The organism is Clavibacter sp. MX14-G9D, assembly GCF_032917815.1.
GTDB lineage: Bacteria > Actinomycetota > Actinomycetes > Actinomycetales > Microbacteriaceae > Clavibacter > Clavibacter michiganensis_K.
The window spans coordinates 20,194-39,700 of record NZ_JAVCVL010000008.1; the positions used below are offsets into that span (position 1 = coordinate 20,194).

The following is a 19,507-nucleotide window of genomic DNA, read 5'->3' on the forward strand; positions in this document are numbered from 1 at the left end:
CCGGATCAGCCGGACGCGGTGATGCCGAGGTTGACCGTCGACCCGCGACGGGCGAGCGCCTGCGCCTCCGGGCTCGCGGAGGCCACGCGGGTGATGCTGTTGGGCAGGGCGTCCCAGAAGGCGGAGTAGGCGTACTTGAAGCCCGCCGCGTCGAGGGCCGACTTGGCCTCGTCGCGCGTGAGCCCGACGACGGCCGGGACCGCCACGAGGTCGGGTCCCTTCGAGATCTCGAGGCCGACCCTGCTGCCGGGGGCGCCGTCCAGGCCGGAGCGGACGGGGGCGTCGTCGAGCGCGTAGACGGAGATGACCTCCCCCTTCTCCACGTCGTCGCTGAACGCCTGCCGGCCCGCCTCGCCGACGAGCCCGGCGTCCGCGAGCGTGGCGACGGCCTGGTCGACCGAGCGCCCGCCCACGTCCGGGATCCCCCCGGCGGCGACCACGAGGGTCACCGGCTGCTGCTCCGGGTACTGGGCGCCGATCGGCGCGCCGGAGGCGTCGAGCACCTGCACGACCGTGCCCTCCTCGGCGTCGCCGTACTGCCGCACCGTCGCCTCCTGCACGACGAAGGGGACGCCCTCGAGGCTCGTGCGGGCGTCGTCCTCGGAGGCGCCGACCACGTCGGGCACGTCGAGCAGCTGCGGGCCGGTCGAGGCGTACACGGTCACGGTGGAGCCCTGGTCCACCGGCGTGCCCGACGCCGGGACGCTGCGGGTGACGCGTCCAACCTCGACGTCGACGCTCGGCTCCTCCGCGCGCGCGACCACGAAGCCCTGGCCCTGGAGCGTCCCCGCCGCGTCGTCCACGGCCATCTCGGTGACGGTCGGCACGGGTACCCGCGCGCCCGGACCCTGGCCGTAGTACCAGCCGGTGCCGCCGGCGAGGGCGGCGAGCATGACGATGAGGAGCGCGAGCACCCAGCCGCGCGTCCGTCGGCGCGATCCCGCGGCCGCCAGCGCGACGACGGAGTCCGGCTCGGACCGCTCGGGCTCCGGGCGGAGCATGACCGGGGGCCCGCCGACGACCTGCGTCTCGCCCGTGGTGACGGGCGGGAGGGCCGGGGCGCTGGGGAAGACTACGGTGCGCTGCAGCGGGGCGGGATCGCCGGAGCGGGCGTCGAGCCGGTTCTGCACGGCGTAGAGCTCGTCGAGGAGCGCCCGCGCGTCGCGGGGCCGCTGCTCGGGGTCGCGCGCCGTCGCCCACAGGACGAGCTCGTCGAGCTCCACGGGGACGGACGCGTTGGCGGTGCTGGGCGTCGGGACCTGGTCGTTCGCGTGCTGGTACGCGATCTGCATGGGCTGCTCGCCCTTGAACGGCTGCTCGCCAGCGAGCATCTCGTACATCATGATGCCGACCGCGTAGATGTCGCTGCGGGTGTCGGCGATGCCGCGGGTGACGAGCTCGGGGGAGAGGTACGCGATCGTGCCGAGGAGCGCCTGGCCCGTCGCGGTGTTCGCGCTCACGGCGCGCGCCAGGCCGAAGTCGCCGATCTTGATGCGGCCGTCGTCGGCGAGCAGGACGTTCTCGGGCTTGAGGTCCCGGTGGACGATCCCGGCCTTGTGCGCCGCGGCCAGCCCGGAGAGCACCGCCTCGAGGATGTCGAGGGTCTGCTCGGGAGTCAGCCGCTCGTACTCCTGCAGGAGCTCCCGCAGCGTCATGCCCGGCAGGTACTCCATGACGAGGTACGCCATGTCGGAGTCCTGGCCCTGGTCGAAGACGTTGACGACGTTGGGGTGCGCGAGCCGTGCGGCCGAGCGCGCCTCCTGGATGAAGCGGTCCCGGAACGCGCTGTCGTCGGCGAGGTGCCCGTGCATCACCTTGACGGCGACGCGACGCTCGAGCCGCAGGTCGGTCGCGACGTAGACCGTGGCCATCCCGCCGCGCGCGATGCGGGACCGGACCTGGTACCGACCGTCGAGGAGACGGCCGATCATGGGGTCGGTCGGGCTGGAGGTCACTGGACGATTCTAGGGATCGCCGGTGTCGGACCCTCCCCGGCACACCGGTGCGCCGCCGTGCGGGTGCGCACGCGGATGGGCGTCAGCCGATCTCGTCGAGCCAGATCCAGGCGGAGGGCTCCCACTTGGCGTACGCCTCGGGGTAGGCCGAGTACTGCACGGCCTGCGCCGCCTGCGTGACGGTCATCGACTTCCAGCCGGGGATGTCGAGGAGGCCCCGCGTGCTGCCGGGGTTCGGGTTCACGCTGCCGCCGAAGAACGCGCGCGAGGCGTAGACCGGGTCGTTGAGGTCGGACGGCTGTCCCCAGCCCTGGCTCGGGCGCTGCTGGAACAGGCCGATGGAGTCGCGGTCGCCCCAGTCGAGGTTGCGGAGGGTCGACTCCTGCGCGGCGGTCGCGAGGGCGATGACGAGCCCGTAGTCGCTCACGCCGGCGGACCGGCCGACCTGGACGATGACGCGGGCGTTGCGGCGCATCTCGTCGGTCATGATCGTGGTCCCGTGCAGGGACGCGACCTGCACCACCGAGGCGGAGGCGTGGGGGATGGTGAGCTTGCTGCCGGCGTAGATGATGCTCGACCAGTTGAGCCCGTTGGCGTTCAGCAGGTCCTGGACGGTGACGCCGGACTCCTGCGCGATGCTGTGCAGCGTGTCGCCGGTCTCGATCGTGTAGGTGCCCGAGAGGCCGGCCTGCGCGGCGGGGGATGCGCTGGGCGGGACGGCGGGGGCTGCGGGAGCGGAGGATCCGCCGCCGGGGATCGTCAGGCGGTTGCCGGGGAAGATCGTGCTGGTGGCCTGCAGGCCGTTGGCCTGGAGGACGGCCGAGGTCGCGACACCGTGGCGCCCGGCGATGCCGGAGACGGTGTCGCCGGCGACGACCGTGTAGCTCCCGCCGGATGCCGCGGGCGCCGCGGAGGGCGCGGCGGCAGCCGAGCCGCCGCCGGAGCCGCCCAGGGTGAGCGTCTGGCCGGGGAAGATCGTGGTCTTCCAGCCGAGGCCGTTCTGCGCGAGCACCGAGGCGGTGGAGATGCCGAAGCGGCCGGCGATGCCGGAGACGGTGTCCCCGGGCTCGACGACGTAGGTGGAGGGCGCGGCGACCATGGGCGCCGCGGCAGGGGCGACGGTCGGCGCCGCGATCAGGGGGATCTTCGTCTGCGCGGGACCCGACTTGGCCTTGGGCACGCGCTTGACCGGTGCCGCCTCCGCGGGTGCCGCCATGCCGAGGCTGACCGCGAGCGACCCGACCAGCACGATGGGCATGGTCGCGAGGAGCGCCTTCGAGCGGCGGTTCGCCGTGCGGCCCGCGGACGTGTCCGAGGACCGGCTGGGGTCGCGAGGAGGGATGGATTCGGTCATGGGCATGTTGGTCTACTCCGGCCTTCGTGCACGATTCCCTGATGCAGGTGTTCCACGTTAACACGCAGGGAGAACAAAGCGCACATACGTGACGCATGTGACTGGAGTGACCAACGACACGCGTGTTCGGCGGATAGGCAGCCGACCCACCGCGCGGGGCCCGGCGCCGCGGTCAGGGAGCCCCGGGTTCCCGTCGGCAGCCGCGGACGTGCCAGCATGTGAGACGTGAACGAGCCCTATGCCGACCGTGAGTGGTTGACCGTCCCCGATCTCGTCGACCTCCTGGGTCTCACCGTCAGCCGGGTGCGCCGGCTCATCGAGGACAGGCGGCTGCTGGCCGTGCGCCTCGACGGCGTGCTCAAGGTCCCGTCGGTGTTCCTCCGCGACGGCGAGCCGCTGTCGGAGCTGCGCGGGACGATCATCGTGCTCGGCGACAGCGGCTTCACCGACGACGAGGCGATGGCCTGGCTCCTGACGGAGGAGCCGAGCCTCGGAGCGGCGCCCGTCGACGCCCTGCTCGCGGGCCGCAAGGCCGAGGTGCGTCGGGTGGCGCAGGCGAGCGCCTGACCCGTCCTCCCGTCCCCTCTCGGAGGAGGGGGGCGGAGCCCGTCCCGCGTCCGTCAGGTCGTGCGGCGCGTGACGCTGTCGACCAGGAGCTCCAGCTGGTTCCGGGCGCGCGCGCCGATCGGCGCCTCGCGCAGGGCCGCGAGGGACTCCCGCACATGGCGCGCGATCATGCCCTCCACCTCGTCGAGCGCCCCGCTCTCGCGGAGGATCGACTGGAGCGCGCGGATCTGCTCGTCGTCGAGGTCCGGGTCGCCGAGGAGGGCGTCGACCGTGCGGCGCACGCCGTCCGGCAGTCGACGCCGCGCGAGGGCGATCAGCACGGTGCGCTTGCCCTCCCGGAGGTCGTCGCCGCTCGGCTTGCCCGTGACGGCGCTGTCGCCGAACACCCCGAGCACGTCGTCGCGCAGCTGGAAGGCGATCCCGAGCGGCAGGCCGAACGCCCGCAGGGCCGCCACCTGCTCCGGCGAGGCCCCGGCGAGGCTCGCCCCGACGACCAGCGGCGCCTCGATGCTGTACTTGGCCGACTTGTAGACGATGACGTTGTGGGCGCGGGCGAGGGTGTCGTCCTCGGGCACGGTCGGCCACGCGACCTCCTCGAGCACGTCGAGGTACTGGCCGAGGGTCACCTGGGTCCGCATGGTGGCGAGCTCCGCGCGGGTCGCGCGGGCGGACGACCCGTCGGCCAGCGCCAGCAGGGAGTCGATGAGGAGCTCGTCGCTCCACCCGAGGAGGAGGTCGCCGAGGAGGACGGCGCCGGCCTCGCCGAAGCCCGCCGAGGACCCGCCCCAGCCGCTCGCCGCGTGCAGGGCCTCGAAGCGGCGGTGCGCCGCCGGGCGTCCGCGCCGGGTGTCGGACCGGTCGATGATGTCGTCGTGCACGAGCGCCGCGGCGTGGAAGATCTCGAGGCCGGCGGCGACGCCGACGACGGCGCGGTAGCCGGGGCGCTCCTCGCCCTCCGGGCGCCCCGCGGGGGAGGGCTCGAGGTCGATGACCGAGCGCCAGCCCCAGTAGCAGAACTGCGCGCGGAACCTCTTGCCGCCTCTCAGCAGATCCGAGGAGAACTCCTGGATGGGCACAAGATCCGGGCTGATCTCCCGGAGTCCCGCGACCTGCGCCGACAGGAAGTCGTCGAGGCGGGTCTGGACGTGGCTGACGAGGCGGTCGCTTTCGGGCACCCGCCTAGCCTAGCCAGGGGCGGGGAGCTAGAATCCAGAGGTGAACACCGACGCGTCGTCCCGAGCCTGAGGGGAACATGATGCCGCTTTCCGAGCAAGAGCAGCGCCTGCTGGAGGAGATGGAGCGAAGCCTCTATCACAACGACGCAGACTTCGTGGCGACCGTCAGCGGTCGCCGCAGCAGACCGAACTACACGATGGTCGTGGTCGGGGTGCTGGTGATCGTGCTGGGCATCGCCGCCCTCGCCGCCGGCGTCATCACCAAGCTGGCCATCATCGGCATCCTGGGCTTCGCGATCATGATCGTGGGAGCGCTGCTCATCTTCAGCCCGCGCGGCACGGTGGCCGAGACCCCGTCCGCCGGCCCCTCGCGTCCCGCGGGCCGCGGCTCCGGTGGACGCGCTCCGTCGTCGTCCTTCATGGACCGCATCAACGAGCGCTGGGAGAAGCGCCAGGGCGGTCAGGACTGACCACCGTCTGAGGGAGGCTCCACCTCCCTCCATCCGACCCCGAGGGGCCGGTCCCGGTCGCCGGGACCGGCCCCTCTCGTCGTCCCAGCGGGTCCTCCACCCGCCTCCCCTCCGTCCTCCTCGCGCCCTCCACATGGCTCCCCAGCGCCCTCCTCGCGGCCTGCCGGCTGCGTGCAGGGCGCTTTCCCGTGCCCGCGGCGCGCCGGGCGGGTCACGACCCTCCACATCCCTCCCCCCGCGCGCGGCCCCGGATCCACGGCGATCGGGGGACATGGGGCCGGAAAGGACGGGCATCCCCTGGCGGTGGGTGGAGGGCTGTGGAGTAAAGTGGAGCAAGTCCTGAACCACGGCCGGAGAGACAGGGGGTGTCGGTGTGTTCCTCGGCACCCACTCGCCTCGTCTCGACGACAAGGGGCGGCTCATCCTCCCCGCGAAGTACCGCGACGAGCTCGAGGGCGGCGTCGTGATGACGCGCGGCCAGGACCGCTGCATCTACGTGTTCACGACGCGGGAGTTCGAGGAGCTGCACGACCGGATGCGCCAGGCCCCGCTCGCCAGCAAGCAGGCGCGTGACTACATGCGCGTGTTCCTGTCCGGCGCCAACGCCGAGACGCCCGACAAGCAGCACCGCATCACCATCCCGCAGGCGCTCCGCACGTACGCGGGCCTCGACCGCGAGCTCGCGGTCATCGGCGCGGGCAGCCGCGTCGAGATCTGGGACGCCGGCACGTGGGACGAGTACCTCACCGCCAACGAGAGCGCGTTCGCCGACACCGCGGAGGAGGTGATCCCCGGCCTGTTCTGACCCCGGCCCCTGACTCCCAGCCGTCCGACGCCCTGCCGCACTTCCCCGGTGGCAGGTCGGGACGGATGGGGATCAGGAGCCGCGTGCAGGACATCGGGATGCCATGGCACTCGACGACATCCACACCCCCGTCCTCCTCGAGCGGTGCCTCGAGCTCCTCGCCCCCGCCCTCCAGGGCGAGGGCGCCGTGCTGGTCGACGCCACCCTCGGGATGGCCGGCCACTCGGAGGCGTTCCTCGACGCGCTGCCCGGGCTGCGGCTGGTCGGGCTCGACCGGGACCCCGATGCCCTCGCCATCGCGGGGGAGCGGCTCGCCCGGTTCGGCGACCGCGTCCACCTCGTGCACACCGTGTACGACGGCATCGGCCGCGCGCTCGACGGGCTGGGCATCGGCGAGGTGCAGGGCGTGTTCTTCGACCTCGGCGTCTCGTCGCTCCAGCTCGACCGGGTGGAGCGCGGCTTCTCCTACTCGCAGGACGCCCCGCTCGACATGCGCATGGACGGCACCGCCGGCCTCACCGCGGCCCAGGTGGTCGCCGACTACGACGAGCTCGAGCTGCGCCGCATCTTCTACGACTACGGCGAGGAGAAGCTCGCCCCCCGCTACGCCAGCCGCATCGTGCAGGCGCGGGAGGTCGAGCCGATCACGACGTCCGCGCGGCTGGTCGAGATCATCCAGCAAGCGACCCCGGCCGCCGTGCAGCGAGCCGGGCACCCGGCGAAGCGCGTCTTCCAGGCGCTCCGCATCGAGGTCAACCAGGAGCTGAGCGTGCTGGCCCGGGCGATGCCCGCCGCCGTCGACCGGCTGGCGATCGGCGGCCGCGTGGTCGTCGAGTCGTACCAGTCGCTCGAGGACCGGATCGTGAAGCGCGAGCTGCGCGCCCGGTCCACGAGCACCGCGCCCGTCGGCCTGCCCGTCGAGCTCCCCGAGCACCGTCCCGAGCTCAAGCTCCTCGTCCGCGGCGCCGAGCTCGCGGACCAGGACGAGATCGCCCGCAACCCCCGCGCCGCATCCGTCCGGCTGCGCGCCGCAGAACGAGCCAGGAGGCGACACGCATGACCGACGCAGCACGCGCGACCGCGCGTCCCCGGATCCAGCCGTCCGCCGAGCCCGCCCCGCGGCACATCGAGGTCGTCGCCACGCGCGGCCAGCGCCGTGCCCGGCCGCGCACGGTGTACGCGCTCATCGTCGTGGGCGGCCTCTTCGCCGTCCTGCTCGCGCAGCTCCTGCTCTCCATCGGGCTCTCGGACGGCGCGTACGCGATCCAGTCGCTGCAGCAGCAGCAGAAGGAGCTCGACCGCACCCACCAGGCGCTGACCGAGGACGTCGACCGGCTGTCCTCCCCGCAGAACCTGGCCCGCAACGCGCAGGCGCTCGGCATGGTCGCGAGCGCCTCGCCCTCCTTCCTGTCCCTCGACGGCACCGTCCAGGGGACCCCGCAGGCGGAGGACGGCGCGACCACGCCGCTCACCGCCGACACCCTGATCGGCAACTCGCTCCTCACGGGCGTGCCGCTCACCATCGCGAGCAGCCCGGCGGAGCAGCAGGCCGCGGTCGAGGCCGCCACGGCCCAGGACGGCCAGGCGGCCGTCGACCCCGGTTCCGCGATCCCCGGGTCGGCCGAGGCGGCTGGCGGCGTCACGGCCGGCACCCCGAGCGCGCCCCCCGTGAGCGGCACGGCCTCCGGGTCGGCGTCGACCACGGCGATCCCCACCCCGCAGACCCGCTGACCGCGCGCCCCTCGCGGGGCCGCGACCATCCGCACGACACCGCTCCGACGGAGCACCGCACCGCACCGCAGGCACCGAGAGGAATCCCCGAGTGACCACGATCTCGAACCGACGGCGCATCGCCTTCTCCCTCATCGCGATCCTCGCCGTCATCGGGGTGTTCGTCGTCAAGCTCATCGACATCCAGGTGGTCCAGGCGACGGAGCTCAACGAGGAGTCGCTCGGCAAGCGGGCGATCTCGCAGGTCCTGCCGGGCGTGCGCGGCAGCATCTACGACGCCGAGGGCAAGGTGCTCGCCGACAGCGTCCTCCGCTACGACGTCACGATGGACCCGTCGAAGGCCGGCGACTTCACCCGCACGGTCACCGGCGACGACGGCGAGAGGACGAAGCAGGAGGTGTCCCTCGCGGACGCCGAGGCCCAGCTCGGCGCGATCACGGGGCAGGCGCCGGAGGAGATCCACGCGCTCATCACGGGCACGCTCGCGAAGGACCCGGACTCGCTGTTCGCGTACGTGACCAAGGGCGTCGACGTCGACGCGTACCTCGCCATCCGCGACCTGGAGATCCCGTGGATCTACTTCCAGGCGGTGTCGAGCCGCACCTACCCGAACGGCCAGATCGCCGGCAGCGTCCTCGGCTACATCGCGGGCGACGGCAGCATCAAGGCGGGCCTCGAGCAGGAGTACGACTCCTGCCTCGCGGCCGAGGACGGGGCGCAGACATACGAGCGCGGCGCCGACGGCGTGGCCATCGCCGGCAGCACCGTCACGCAGAAGCCCGCCGTCGACGGCAGCGACGTGATGACCAACATCGACACCGACCTCGAGTACTTCGCGCAGACCGCGGTCGCCGAGCAGGCCGTGAAGGTCGGCGCGGACTACGGCCACGCCACCATCGTCGAGGTGAAGACGGGCAAGGTCCTGGCGGTCGCCGAGTACCCTTCGGTCGACCCCAACGACGTCTCCGCCACGAAGCCCGAGGACCGGGGGAGCCGCGCGTTCGGGTCGCCCTTCGAGCCGGGATCCACGCTGAAGGCGGTCACCGCCGCGGCCCTGCTCGACTCGGGCAAGGCGGACCCCTCGACCCGCGTCGTCGCGCCCTACACGTTCACCCGGCCGGACGTGCGGCTGAGCGACAGCTACGTGCACCCCGACCTCCGCTTCACGCTCGCGGGCGTCCTCATGGACTCCTCCAACACGGGCATCTCGGCGCTCGGCGAGCGCCTCTCGGCGTCCGACCGGTACGACTACCTCCGGGCCTTCGGCGTCGGCGAGAAGACGGCGATCGACTTCCCGGGCGAGAGCAGCGGCCTCGTGCGCCCCTGGCAGGAGTGGGACCCGCAGACCAACTACGCGACCATGTTCGGCCAGGGCCTCACGACCACGGCGCTCCAGGTCGCGAGCATCTACCAGACCATCGGCAACCACGGCGTGAAGCTGCCGCTGTCGCTCGTCTCGGGCTGCAAGCAGGCCGACGGCACCGTGACCGACCAGCCCTCCACCGAGGGCACGCAGGTCATCTCGCCCCAGGCGGCCGACTCGACCGTCAACATGCTGGAGACCGTGGTCACCGACGGGCACCTGGCGAAGGACCTCACGATCCCCGGCTACCGGGTGGCCGCGAAGTCCGGCACGGCGCAGGTCGCGGAGGCCGACGGCAAGTACGGCAAGAACTACCTGGTGTCGATCGCGGGGCTCGCGCCGGCGGAGGACCCCCAGTACGTCGTGTCGATCAGCCTGGCCAATCCGGATACCATGAAGTCCTCGGCGGCCGCGGCGCCGGTCTTCCAGAAGATCATGTCCCAGGTCCTGAAGACCTACCGGGTCCCGCCCTCCAGCGTGCCGTCCCCGAACCTCCCGACGACCTACTGAGAGATGAGGGCGATGACCTCCCCTGCCACTCCCGCCCTCCGCCCCGAGCACCCCGTCGCACGGTCGCTGTCCGGCCTCGTGCGCGACTTCGCGCTCGACGTCGTCGGCGACGTGGACGAGGTGGAGGTCACCGGCGTCACCCTCTCCTCCGGCGACGTGCAGCCGGGCGACCTCTACGTGGGACTGCAGGGCGCCCGCGCCCACGGCGCCCGCTTCGCGTCGTCCGCGGCCGAGAGCGGCGCGGTCGCGGTGCTCACGGATCCGGCAGGCCTCGCCGACGCGCAGGCGGCCGGCCTGCCCGTGATCCTCACCCCCGACCCGCGTGCCGCCCTCGGCGACATCGCCGCATGGGTCCACCGCTCGGCCGAGAACCCCGCCACGCTCTACGGCGTCACGGGCACCAACGGCAAGACGAGCGTCGTGTACCTGCTGGACGGCCTGCTCCGCCAGCTCGGCGTCGTCACGGGGCTCACCTCGACGGCCGAGCGCCGCATCGGCGACGAGAGCATCACGAGCCGCCTCACCACGCCGGAGGCGAGCGAGCTGCACGCGCTCCTGGCCCGGATGCGGGAGGCCGAGGTCCGTGCGGTCACCATCGAGGTCTCCGCGCAGGCGCTGTCCCGCCACCGCGTCGACGGGCTCGTGTTCGACGTGGCCGCCTTCATCAACCTCAGCCACGACCACCTCGACGACTACGCGGACTTCGAGGAGTACTTCGAGGCCAAGGCCGCGTTCTTCGACCCCGACCGCGCCCGCCGGGGCGTCGTCTCCCTCGACACGGAGTGGGGCCAGCGCATCGTCGACGGCTCGCGCATCCCCATGACGACGATCTCCTCGAAGCCGGGCGTCGACGCCGACTGGACCGTCACGGTCCTCGAGCAGACGGCGGACTCCACGGGCTTCCGCCTCGAGGGTCCCGACAACCGCGTGCTCGTGTCGCGCGTGCCGGTGCCCGGCTGGTTCATGGCCGCGAACGCCGGCCTCGCCATCGTGATGCTCGTCGAGTCCGGCTACGACCTCGACGCCGTGGCGCACGTGCTCGACCGCGACGGCGGCATCCAGGCCTACATCCCCGGTCGCGCAGAGCGCGTCTCGGGCGGCACCGGTCCCCTCTTCTTCGTCGACTACGGCCACACGCCGGACGCGTTCGAGCAGACCCTCCAGGCGCTGCGGCCGTTCACGCCCGGGAAGCTGGTGATGGTGTTCGGCGCCGACGGGGACCGGGACACGACCAAGCGGGCCGAGATGGGCGCCATCGCGGCCCGCCGGGCCGACGTGGTGGTCATCACCGACTACCACCCGCGCTACGAGGACCCCGCGTCCATCCGCGCCTCGCTCATCGCCGGCGCGCGGGCCGCGGTGCCCGACCGCGAGATCCACGAGGTGCCCGACCCGGCGACCGCGATCCGCACGGCGGTGTCGCTGGTCGGGGAGGGGGACACCATCCTCGTCGCCGGACCGGGCCACGAGGACTACCACGAGGTGGCCGGGCGCAAGATCCCGTTCTCCGCCCGTGACGACGCGCGCGCGGCCCTCCGCGACGCAGGCTGGAGCTGACATGATCGCCCTCACCCTCGCCGAGATCGCCGAGGCGGTCGGCGGCCGCCTCCTGCTGCGCGGCGGCGCCACGCCGCAGACCGTCGTGGACGGCGCGGTCGACACCGACAGCCGCCTCATCGCCCCCGGCGGCGTCTTCGTCGCCAAGCCCGGCGAGGAGACCGACGGCCACCTCTTCGCGCCCGCCGCCGTCGAGGCCGGCGCGGCGCTCCTCCTCGTGGAGCGCGAGCTCGACCTGCCCGTGCCGCAGGTGCTCGTGCCGGACGTCGTCGACGCGCTCGGCGCCCTCGCCCACGAGGTCGTCGCCCGGGTGCGCGCGGTCGGCGACCTGCGGATGGTCGCGGTCACCGGATCCAACGGGAAGACCACGACGAAGAACCTGCTGCACGCCATCCTCTCCACGCAGGGCGAGACCGTGTCGCCCGTGGCGTCGTTCAACAACGAGGTCGGCGCGCCCCTCACCATGCTCAAGGTCACCCGCTCGACGCGCTTCCTCGTCGCGGAGATGGGCGCGAGCGGCCTCGGCGAGATCACGCGCCTCATCCGCATGGCGAAGCCGGACGTGGGCATCGTGCTCACGGTGGGCCTCGCGCACGCGGGCGGCTTCGGCGGGATCGAGCGGACGCTGGCCACCAAGACCGAGATGGTCGCCGACCTCCTGCCGGAGGACACGGCCGTCCTGAACGCCGACGACCCGCGCGTCGCGTCCATGAGCGACAAGACCGCGGCGCCCGTCCTCTGGTTCGGCCGGGACGCGCGCGCCGCCGTGCGGGCCACCGACGTCGTCGCCTCCGCCGCGGGCACCACGTTCACGCTCCACCTGCCCGACGGGTCGGCGCGTCCCGTCTCGTTCCGCGTGCTCGGCGAGCACCACGTCACCAACGCGCTGGCCGCGGCGGCCGGCGCCTGGGCGCTGGGCGTCGACGGCGACGCCATCGTCGCCGCCCTCCAGACGGTGCAGCGCGCCGAGCGCTGGCGGATGGAGGTGCTCGGCGGCAACGGCATCACCGTCATCAACGACGCCTACAACGCGAGCCCCGACTCCATGGCGGCGGCGCTGCGCACCCTCGCGCAGATCAAGGGCCCGGACCAGCGCACGGTCGCCGTCCTCGGCGAGATGAGCGAGCTCGGCGAGTTCTCCGAGGAGGAGCACGACCGGGTGGGGCTCCTCGCGGTCCGCCTCAACATCGGCCAGCTCGTGGTGGTCGGCCGTGCCGCGCGCCGCCTGCACCTCGAGGCCATCGCGCAGGGCTCCTGGGACGGCGAGTCGATCTTCGCCGAGGACGCCGCCGAGGCGCGCGAGGTGCTCGACCGCATCCTCCGCGACGGCGACCTGGTGCTCGTCAAGTCGTCGAACTCCGCCGGCCTCCGGTTCCTCGGCGACGAGCTGGGGGAGCGGTACTCGTGGTAGCGCTCCTCTTCGCGGGCGCCTTCTCGCTCGCCTTCACGCTGTTCCTCACGCCGCTGTTCATCAAGCTGTTCCACCGCCTCCAGTGGGGGCAGTTCATCCGCGACGACGGCCCGCAGACCCACCACACCAAGCGCGGCACCGCGACGATGGGCGGCATCGTCATCATCCTGGCGAGCGTGCTCGGCTACTTCGTGGGGCATCTGCTCACGTGGGACGGGATCCGGTTCGACCCGGTGACGCCCTCCGGCCTCCTCGTCGTGTTCATGATGGTGGGCCTCGGGTTCGTCGGGTTCCTCGACGACTACCTCAAGACCCGCAAGCAGCAGTCCCTCGGCCTCGGCGGCTGGCAGAAGATCGCCGGCCAGGTGCTCGTCGCCGCCGTCTTCGCGGTGCTCGCCATCACGCTGCGCGACCCGGTGTCGGGCCTCACGCCGGCGTCCACGGCCATCAGCCTGTTCCGCGACCTGCCGCTCGACTTCATGGCCCTCGGCGCGGTCGTCGGCACGGCCCTGTTCATCGTCTGGATCTGCCTCATCGTCGCCAGCACGTCGAACGGCGTGAACGTGGCCGACGGGCTCGACGGCCTGGCCGCGGGCGCCTCCATCTTCTCCATCGGCTCCTACGTCATCATCGGCTTCTGGCAGTTCAACCAGTCCTGCGACAGCGTCTCGAGCTACCAGAACGAGTACCGCTGCTACGAGGTCGCCAGCCCCCTCGACCTCGCGATCATCGCGGCGTCGATCGTGGGTGCGCTCATCGGCTTCCTCTGGTGGAACACCTCGCCCGCGCAGATCTTCATGGGCGACACCGGGTCCCTCGGCCTCGGCGGCGCCCTCGCGGCCCTCGCCATCCTCAGCCGCACGGAGCTCCTGCTCGTCTTCATCGGCGGCCTGTTCGTGATCGTCGCGGGGTCGGTGATCCTGCAGCGCATCTACTTCAAGCTCACCAAGGGCAAGCGCATCTTCCTGATGAGCCCGCTCCACCACCACTTCGAGCTGAAGGGGTGGGCCGAGGTCACGGTCGTCGTGCGCTTCTGGATCATCGCCGGGCTGCTGGTCGCGGCCGGCGTCGGCACCTTCTACCTGGAATGGATCACGCAGTAGAGATGACGGACCCCCTCGACGACGGCACGGCCCCTGCACGACCTGGATCCCTGCACAGCTGGCACGACGACTGGACCGGCCTCCGCGTCGCCGTCCTCGGGCTCGGCCGCACGGGGTTCTCGGTCGCCGACACGCTCGTCGAGCTCGGCGCCGACGTGCTCGTGGTGGCCGCCGACGCCTCCCCTGAGCGGCTCGCCCTGCTGGACGTGATCGGCGGGCGGCTCGTGCGGCCGACCGAGGAGGAGCCCGTCCCGGCGGAGCTCGTCGCGTTCGCCCCGGAGCTCGTCGTCGTGTCGCCGGGCTACGCGCCGACGCACCCGCTGCCGGCGTGGGCGTCCGCGGCCGGCATCCCGCTGTGGGGCGACATCGAGCTCGCCTGGCGCGTCCGCGACAAGACGGGCACGCCCGCCGAGTGGATCACCATCACCGGCACCAACGGCAAGACCACCACCACGCAGCTCACCGCGGCGCTGCTGCAGGAGGGCGGCGTCCGGGCGGTCCCGTGCGGGAACATCGGCCTGCCCGTGCTCGACGTCGTCCGGCACCCCGACGGGTTCGACGTGCTCGTCGTCGAGCTCTCGAGCCACCAGCTGCACTACATGCGGGAGGTGCGGCCCTACTCGAGCGCGTTCCTGAACCTCGCCGACGACCACCTCGAGTGGCACGGGTCCCGGAGCGCCTACGCCGCCGCCAAGGGCCGCGTCTTCGCCGACACCCGCGTCGCGTGCGTCTACAACCGCGCCGACCGCGCCACGGAGGACGCCCTCCGCGACGCCGACGTGCAGGACGGCGCCCGTGCCATCGGCTTCGGCCTCGACGCCCCCGGTCCGAGCGACCTCGGCATCGTCGACGGGATCCTCTGCGACCGCGCCTTCCTCGAGGAGCGCTTCACGTCGGCGCTCGAGCTGACGACCCTCGACGAGCTGCGCGCGGTCGGGCTCGCCGCGCCGCACATCGTGCAGAACATCCTCGCCGCGGCCGCCCTCGCGCGCTCCTACGGCGTCGAGCCCGGCGTCGTCCGGCAGGCGCTCCTGCGCTTCGAGCTGGACAGCCACCGGATCGAGCGGATCGGCCAGCGCGACGGGGTCGCGTTCGTCGACGACTCCAAGGCGACCAACCCGCACGCGGCATCCGCGTCGCTCGCGGCCTTCCCCTCGGTGGTCTGGATCGTGGGCGGCCTCCTCAAGGGCGTCGAGCTGGACGAGCTCATCGGCGCCCACGCGCGTCGCCTGCGGGCCGCCGTCGTCATCGGCGTCGAGCGCGAGGGGGTCCTCGCGGCATTCGGACGACACGCGCCCGACGTCACCGTCCTCGAGGTGGCCGAGAGCGACACTGAGGAGGTCATGCGGTCCGCGGTGCGGCTCGCGGCGGGCGTGGCCCGGGAGGGCGACACCGTCCTGCTGGCCCCGGCAGCGGCATCCATGGACCAATTCACCGACTACGCCGACCGCGGGCGCCGATTCCGCGGCGCGGTCGACCACCACCTGGGAGGTGCGGCGGATGACACTGCCCCCGAGAACGACGCGGACCCCGCGCACGGCTGACGCGCCGGGCCCCCGCGGTCCGCGCACCACGCCGGCGGCCGGGCAGGGCGAGCACGAGGGCACGCAGCGTCGCGGGCTCGCCGCCCGCATCCACCTCGGCCGCGCCTTCCACGCCGAGAGCGGCTCCTACTTCCTGCTGCTCGGCACGACGCTGTTCCTGGTCGTCTTCGGCCTCGTGATGGTGCTGTCCTCCTCGAGCATCGACTCCTTCGTCGCCGGCGGCGGCTTCTTCGGCATCTTCCTCAAGCAGGGCATGTTCGCGCTCATCGGCATCCCGCTGATGCTGGTGGTCTCGCTCGTGCCGCCCATGTTCTGGAAGCGCTGGGCCTGGATCCTCCTCATCGCGGCGTGCGGCGTGCAGCTGCTCGTCTTCGGTCCCCTCGGCGTGAAGGTCGGCGAGAACGTGGGCTGGATCCGCGTCGGCGGCATGACCTTCCAGCCGGCCGAGCTCATCAAGGTGGGCCTCGTGCTCTGGCTCGGCTTCATCCTGGCGCGGAAGCGGAACGCGCTGCGCACCTGGCGCGAGGTGCTCATCCCCGTGCTGCCCATCGCCGGCGGCGCCGTCGGGCTGGTGGCGCTCGGACAGGACCTCGGGACCGTCATCATCATGGCGAGCATCGTGCTCGGCGCTCTGTTCTTCGCGGGCGTCCCCATCGGCAAGCTCGGCATCATGCTGGCCGTCGGCTCCGCGATGGCGGTCGTCATGACGGTCGTGAGCGACAGCCGGCTCCGCCGCGTGACCGAGTTCCTCACGGGCGAGTGCGACTACGCGGGCGGATGCTGGCAGGCCACGCACGGCCTCTACGCCCTCGCGGCCGGCGGCGTGTTCGGCGTGGGCCTCGGCAACTCGAAAGCCAAGTGGATGTGGCTGCCCGAGGCGGACAACGACTACATCTTCGCGATCATCGGCGAGGAGCTGGGGCTCATCGGCGCGATCGTCGTCATCCTGCTGTTCGTCGTGCTCGCGATCGGCTTCATCCGCGTGATCCGGGCCAACACCGACACCTTCGCGCGCGTCGCGACGGGCGCGGTCATGACGTGGATCATCGTGCAGGCCTTCGTGAACATCGGGGTGGTGCTGAACCTGCTCCCGGTCCTCGGGGTGCCCCTCCCGTTCGTCTCCTCCGGAGGCTCGTCGCTCGTGACGACGCTCGTGGCCATGGGCATCGTGCTCGGCTTCGCGCGGAAGCCCACGACCGAGGAGTCGCCGGACGTGGTCCCCGCCGTCATCGGGATGCGGTCGTGACCGTCTACCTGCTGGCCGGCGGCGGCACCGCCGGGCACGTGAACCCGCTCCTGGCGGTCGCGGACGAGCTCCGCGCGCGCGAGCCCGAGGCGACGATCCTGGTGCTCGGCACGCGCGAGGGCCTCGAGGCCCGGCTCGTCCCCGCCCGCGGCTACGAGCTGCTCACCATCGCCCGGCTGCCGTTCCCGCGTCGTCCGGACCGGGCCGCGGTCCGCTTCGCACCGGCCTTCACGCGGGCGGTCGGCCAGATCCGCCGGATGATCGCCGAGCGCGCGGTCGACGTGGTGGTCGGCTTCGGCGGGTACGCGGCCGCGCCGGCGTACCTGGCCGCGCGCCGCTCGGGGATCCCGGTCGTCGTGCACGAGGCCAACGCCTCCCCGGGGCTCGCCAACCGCCTCGGCGCCCGCGTCGCAGCCGCCGTCGGCATCACGTTCCCGGGCACGGCGCTCGGGCCGCGCGCGCAGGTGGTCGGCATGCCGCTGCGCCGGGAGATCGCGACCCTCGACCGCGCGGCGGTCCGCGCCGAGGCCCGTGCGGCGCTCGGGCTCGACGCCGAACGGCCGACCCTGCTGGTGACGGGAGGGTCGACGGGCGCCCGCAGCCTCAACCGCGCCGTCGTCCAGGTCGCCCCTGCCATCACCGGCACCGGCGCGCAGATCCTCCACATCGTGGGCGGCGCGCAGGAGTTCACCGACCCGGGCGTCGACCGCTACCACGTCCTCGGCTACTCCGACCGCATGGAGCTCGCCATCGCCGCCGCCGACCTGGTCGTCTCGCGCGCCGGGGCGGGCGCCCTCTCCGAGCTGACCGCCGTCGGCGTCCCCGCGGTGTACGTGCCGTACCCGGTCGGCAACGGGGAGCAGGCGGTCAACGTGCGCGGCGTCGTCGCGGCCGGCGGCGGCATCGTCGTCGCGGACGCGGACTTCACGCCCGACTGGATCCTCGCCCGCGTCCTCCCGCTCCTGTCCGACCCGGCGGCGCTCGCGCGCATGTCCGAGGCCGCGGCCTCCGTCGGCTCGCGCGACGGCGCGGCGCGCATGGCCGACCTCGTCGGGGACGCCCTCGCCGCCCGAACGCCCCGGCCCGTCGCGCGGCGCTGACCGCCCTCCCGCCGCCCCCGCTTCCCACCTCCCGAGGAGACCGCACGTGATCGCACCTGACCTGACCATGGACATCCCGACCGAGCTCGGGCGCGTGCACTTCGTGGGCATCGGCGGATCCGGCATGAGCGGCATCGCGCGCCTGTTCCTCGCCGCGGGGCACCGCGTCACGGGCTCCGACTCGCGCGACTCGGACGCGGTCCAGGCCCTCCGCGACCTCGGCGCCGAGATCCACGTCGGCCACGACGCCGCGCACGTGGGGGATGCCGAGGCCCTCGTCGTCACGGGCGCCCTGTGGCAGGACAACCCCGAGTACGTGCTCGCGAAGGAGCGGGGCCTCCCGATCCTGCACCGCTCGCAGGCGCTCGCCTGGCTCATCTCGGGCCAGCGGCTCGTGGCGGTCGCGGGCGCGCATGGCAAGACGACGTCCACGGGCATGATCGTGACCGCGCTGCTCGAGGCCGGGCGCGACCCGTCCTTCGTCAACGGCGGCGTGATCGGCGGGCTCGGCGTCTCGAGCGCCCCCGGGTCCGAGGAGCTGTTCGTGGTCGAGGCCGACGAGTCCGACGGCTCGTTCCTGCTCTACGACACCGCCGTGGCGCTCATCACCAACGTCGACGCCGACCACCTCGACCACTACGGCTCCCACGAGGCCTTCGACGACGCCTTCGTGCGCTTCGCCAGCGCCGCCTCCGAGCTCGTCGTCATCTCCAGCGACGACCCGGGCGCCCGTCGCGTGACCGCGCGCGTCGCGGGTCGCATCGTCACGTTCGGCGAGGACCCGGCCGCCGACGTGCGGATCTCCGACATCGTCACCGACGGCCCGGTCGCCTTCACGCTCACCCACGAGGGCGTGTCGCGCCGCGCCGCGCTGCGCGTCCCCGGACGGCACAACGCGATCAACGCGGCCGGCGCCTACGCCGTGCTCGTGGGCCTCGGCGTCGAGCCCGACGACGCGATCGCCGGCCTCGCCGGGTTCTCCGGCACCGGCCGTCGCTTCGAGCTCCACGCGGAGGTCCGCGGCGTCAGCGTCTACGACGACTACGCGCACCACCCCACGGAGGTGCGCGCGGCCCTCGAGGCGGCCCGCACGGTCGTGGGCTCCGGCCGCATCATCGCCGTGCACCAGCCGCACCTCTACAGCCGGACGCAGATGATGGCGGCCGACTTCGCGCGCGTGTACGAGGAGCTCGCGGACCACACCATCGTCCTCGACGTGTTCGGGGCCCGCGAGGACCCGATCCCCGGCGTCACGGGCGCCCTCGTCTCGGAGCGGTTCACGGACCCCGCCCACGTGGACTACCTGCCCGACTGGCAGCGGGCGGCCGACCGCGCGGCGGAGATCGCCCGCGACGGCGACTTCATCGTGACCCTCAGCTGCGGCGACGTGTACCGGATCATCCCGCAGGTGATCGGCGCGCTCGAGGGCCCGTCCGCATCCGCCGACCCCGCCGCGTCCCCCCGGCCGCGCGAGTGAAGCGGCCCGAGGGCTTCGACCGGCCCCGGGTCCCGGAGCAGCCCGCGGCCGCGCGCCCCGGTGACGGCGAGGATCGGCCCGTCCGGCGTCGGCGGTCCCGTGACGCCGTGCCGCCGTCGGCGACCCCGCAGTCGGCGAG

The 19,507-nt window shown here is 73.0% G+C and carries 16 protein-coding genes; 13 read left to right on the plus strand and 3 right to left on the minus strand.

What is annotated here, in order from left to right:
• Positions 1 to 5: 5 nt before the first annotated feature.
• Together pknB and Q6969_RS01955 are read right to left on the minus strand one after the other, a co-directional pair.
• A complete protein-coding gene (pknB, locus tag Q6969_RS01950; protein WP_317228939.1) occupies positions 6 to 1,955 on the minus strand; it encodes a Stk1 family PASTA domain-containing Ser/Thr kinase in 1,950 nt (649 codons plus the stop codon).
• An 82-nt stretch (positions 1,956 to 2,037) separates the two neighbouring features.
• Complete coding sequence (locus Q6969_RS01955; RefSeq protein WP_396335501.1) at positions 2,038 to 3,309, minus strand: LysM peptidoglycan-binding domain-containing protein; 1,272 nt, start codon at positions 3,307 to 3,309, stop codon at positions 2,038 to 2,040.
• Between the two features lie 225 nt (positions 3,310 to 3,534).
• Between Q6969_RS01955 and Q6969_RS01960 the strand changes: the two genes are divergently transcribed.
• Complete coding sequence (locus tag Q6969_RS01960; RefSeq protein WP_317228941.1) at positions 3,535 to 3,876, plus strand: Rv2175c family DNA-binding protein; 342 nt, start codon at positions 3,535 to 3,537, stop codon at positions 3,874 to 3,876.
• A gap of 53 nt (positions 3,877 to 3,929) precedes the next feature.
• Here Q6969_RS01960 and Q6969_RS01965 read toward each other — a convergent pair whose 3' ends face one another.
• Positions 3,930 to 5,051, minus strand: a complete 1,122-nt coding sequence (locus Q6969_RS01965; RefSeq protein ID WP_317228942.1) for a polyprenyl synthetase family protein — start codon at positions 5,049 to 5,051, stop codon at positions 3,930 to 3,932.
• Between the two features lie 77 nt (positions 5,052 to 5,128).
• On the opposite strand from Q6969_RS01965, the gene Q6969_RS01970 reads away from it, so the two are divergent.
• The 12 genes from Q6969_RS01970 (at position 5,129) to murC (ending at position 19,368) form a co-directional block, all read left to right on the plus strand.
• Entirely contained in the window at positions 5,129 to 5,521 is a 393-nt protein-coding gene (locus Q6969_RS01970; RefSeq protein WP_317228943.1) for a DUF3040 domain-containing protein, read from the plus strand.
• Positions 5,522 to 5,894: 373 nt separating this feature from the next.
• Positions 5,895 to 6,326: a division/cell wall cluster transcriptional repressor MraZ gene (mraZ, locus tag Q6969_RS01975; protein WP_094116079.1), complete on the plus strand. Its 432-nt coding sequence runs from the start codon at positions 5,895 to 5,897 to the stop codon at positions 6,324 to 6,326.
• 103 nt (positions 6,327 to 6,429) lie between these two features.
• A complete protein-coding gene (gene rsmH / locus Q6969_RS01980) occupies positions 6,430 to 7,386 on the plus strand; it encodes a 16S rRNA (cytosine(1402)-N(4))-methyltransferase RsmH (RefSeq protein WP_317228944.1) in 957 nt (318 codons plus the stop codon).
• Complete coding sequence (locus Q6969_RS01985) at positions 7,383 to 8,057, plus strand: hypothetical protein (RefSeq protein WP_317228945.1); 675 nt, start codon at positions 7,383 to 7,385, stop codon at positions 8,055 to 8,057. The genes rsmH and Q6969_RS01985 overlap by 4 nt, the downstream gene beginning before the upstream one ends.
• Positions 8,058 to 8,148: 91 nt before the next feature.
• Positions 8,149 to 9,930, plus strand: a complete 1,782-nt coding sequence (locus Q6969_RS01990; RefSeq protein WP_317228946.1) for a penicillin-binding protein 2 — start codon at positions 8,149 to 8,151, stop codon at positions 9,928 to 9,930.
• Between the two features lie 12 nt (positions 9,931 to 9,942).
• The gene (locus tag Q6969_RS01995; protein WP_317228947.1) at positions 9,943 to 11,487 is read left to right on the plus strand and encodes a UDP-N-acetylmuramoyl-L-alanyl-D-glutamate--2,6-diaminopimelate ligase; all 1,545 of its coding nucleotides are present in this window, start codon (positions 9,943 to 9,945) and stop codon (positions 11,485 to 11,487) included.
• 1 nt (position 11,488) lies between these two features.
• Entirely contained in the window at positions 11,489 to 12,898 is a 1,410-nt protein-coding gene (gene murF / locus Q6969_RS02000) for a UDP-N-acetylmuramoyl-tripeptide--D-alanyl-D-alanine ligase (protein ID WP_317228948.1), read from the plus strand.
• Positions 12,892 to 14,001, plus strand: a complete 1,110-nt coding sequence (gene mraY / locus Q6969_RS02005; protein WP_094116074.1) for a phospho-N-acetylmuramoyl-pentapeptide-transferase — start codon at positions 12,892 to 12,894, stop codon at positions 13,999 to 14,001. Before murF ends, mraY begins: the two co-directional genes overlap by 7 nt.
• A gap of 2 nt (positions 14,002 to 14,003) precedes the next feature.
• Positions 14,004 to 15,545 carry a UDP-N-acetylmuramoyl-L-alanine--D-glutamate ligase gene (murD, locus tag Q6969_RS02010; protein WP_317228949.1) on the plus strand — a complete coding sequence of 514 codons (1,542 nt, stop codon included), beginning with the start codon at positions 14,004 to 14,006 and terminating at the stop codon, positions 15,543 to 15,545.
• Positions 15,502 to 16,791, plus strand: a complete 1,290-nt coding sequence (gene ftsW / locus Q6969_RS02015) for a putative lipid II flippase FtsW (RefSeq protein ID WP_317228950.1) — start codon at positions 15,502 to 15,504, stop codon at positions 16,789 to 16,791. The genes murD and ftsW overlap by 44 nt, the downstream gene beginning before the upstream one ends.
• Positions 16,788 to 17,891 carry an undecaprenyldiphospho-muramoylpentapeptide beta-N-acetylglucosaminyltransferase gene (murG, locus tag Q6969_RS02020; RefSeq protein ID WP_317228951.1) on the plus strand — a complete coding sequence of 368 codons (1,104 nt, stop codon included), beginning with the start codon at positions 16,788 to 16,790 and terminating at the stop codon, positions 17,889 to 17,891. Before ftsW ends, murG begins: the two co-directional genes overlap by 4 nt.
• Before the next feature lie 46 nt (positions 17,892 to 17,937).
• Positions 17,938 to 19,368, plus strand: coding sequence for a UDP-N-acetylmuramate--L-alanine ligase (gene murC, locus Q6969_RS02025; RefSeq protein ID WP_317228952.1), 1,431 nt, complete (start codon positions 17,938 to 17,940; stop codon positions 19,366 to 19,368).
• Positions 19,369 to 19,507: the final 139 nt, after the last annotated feature.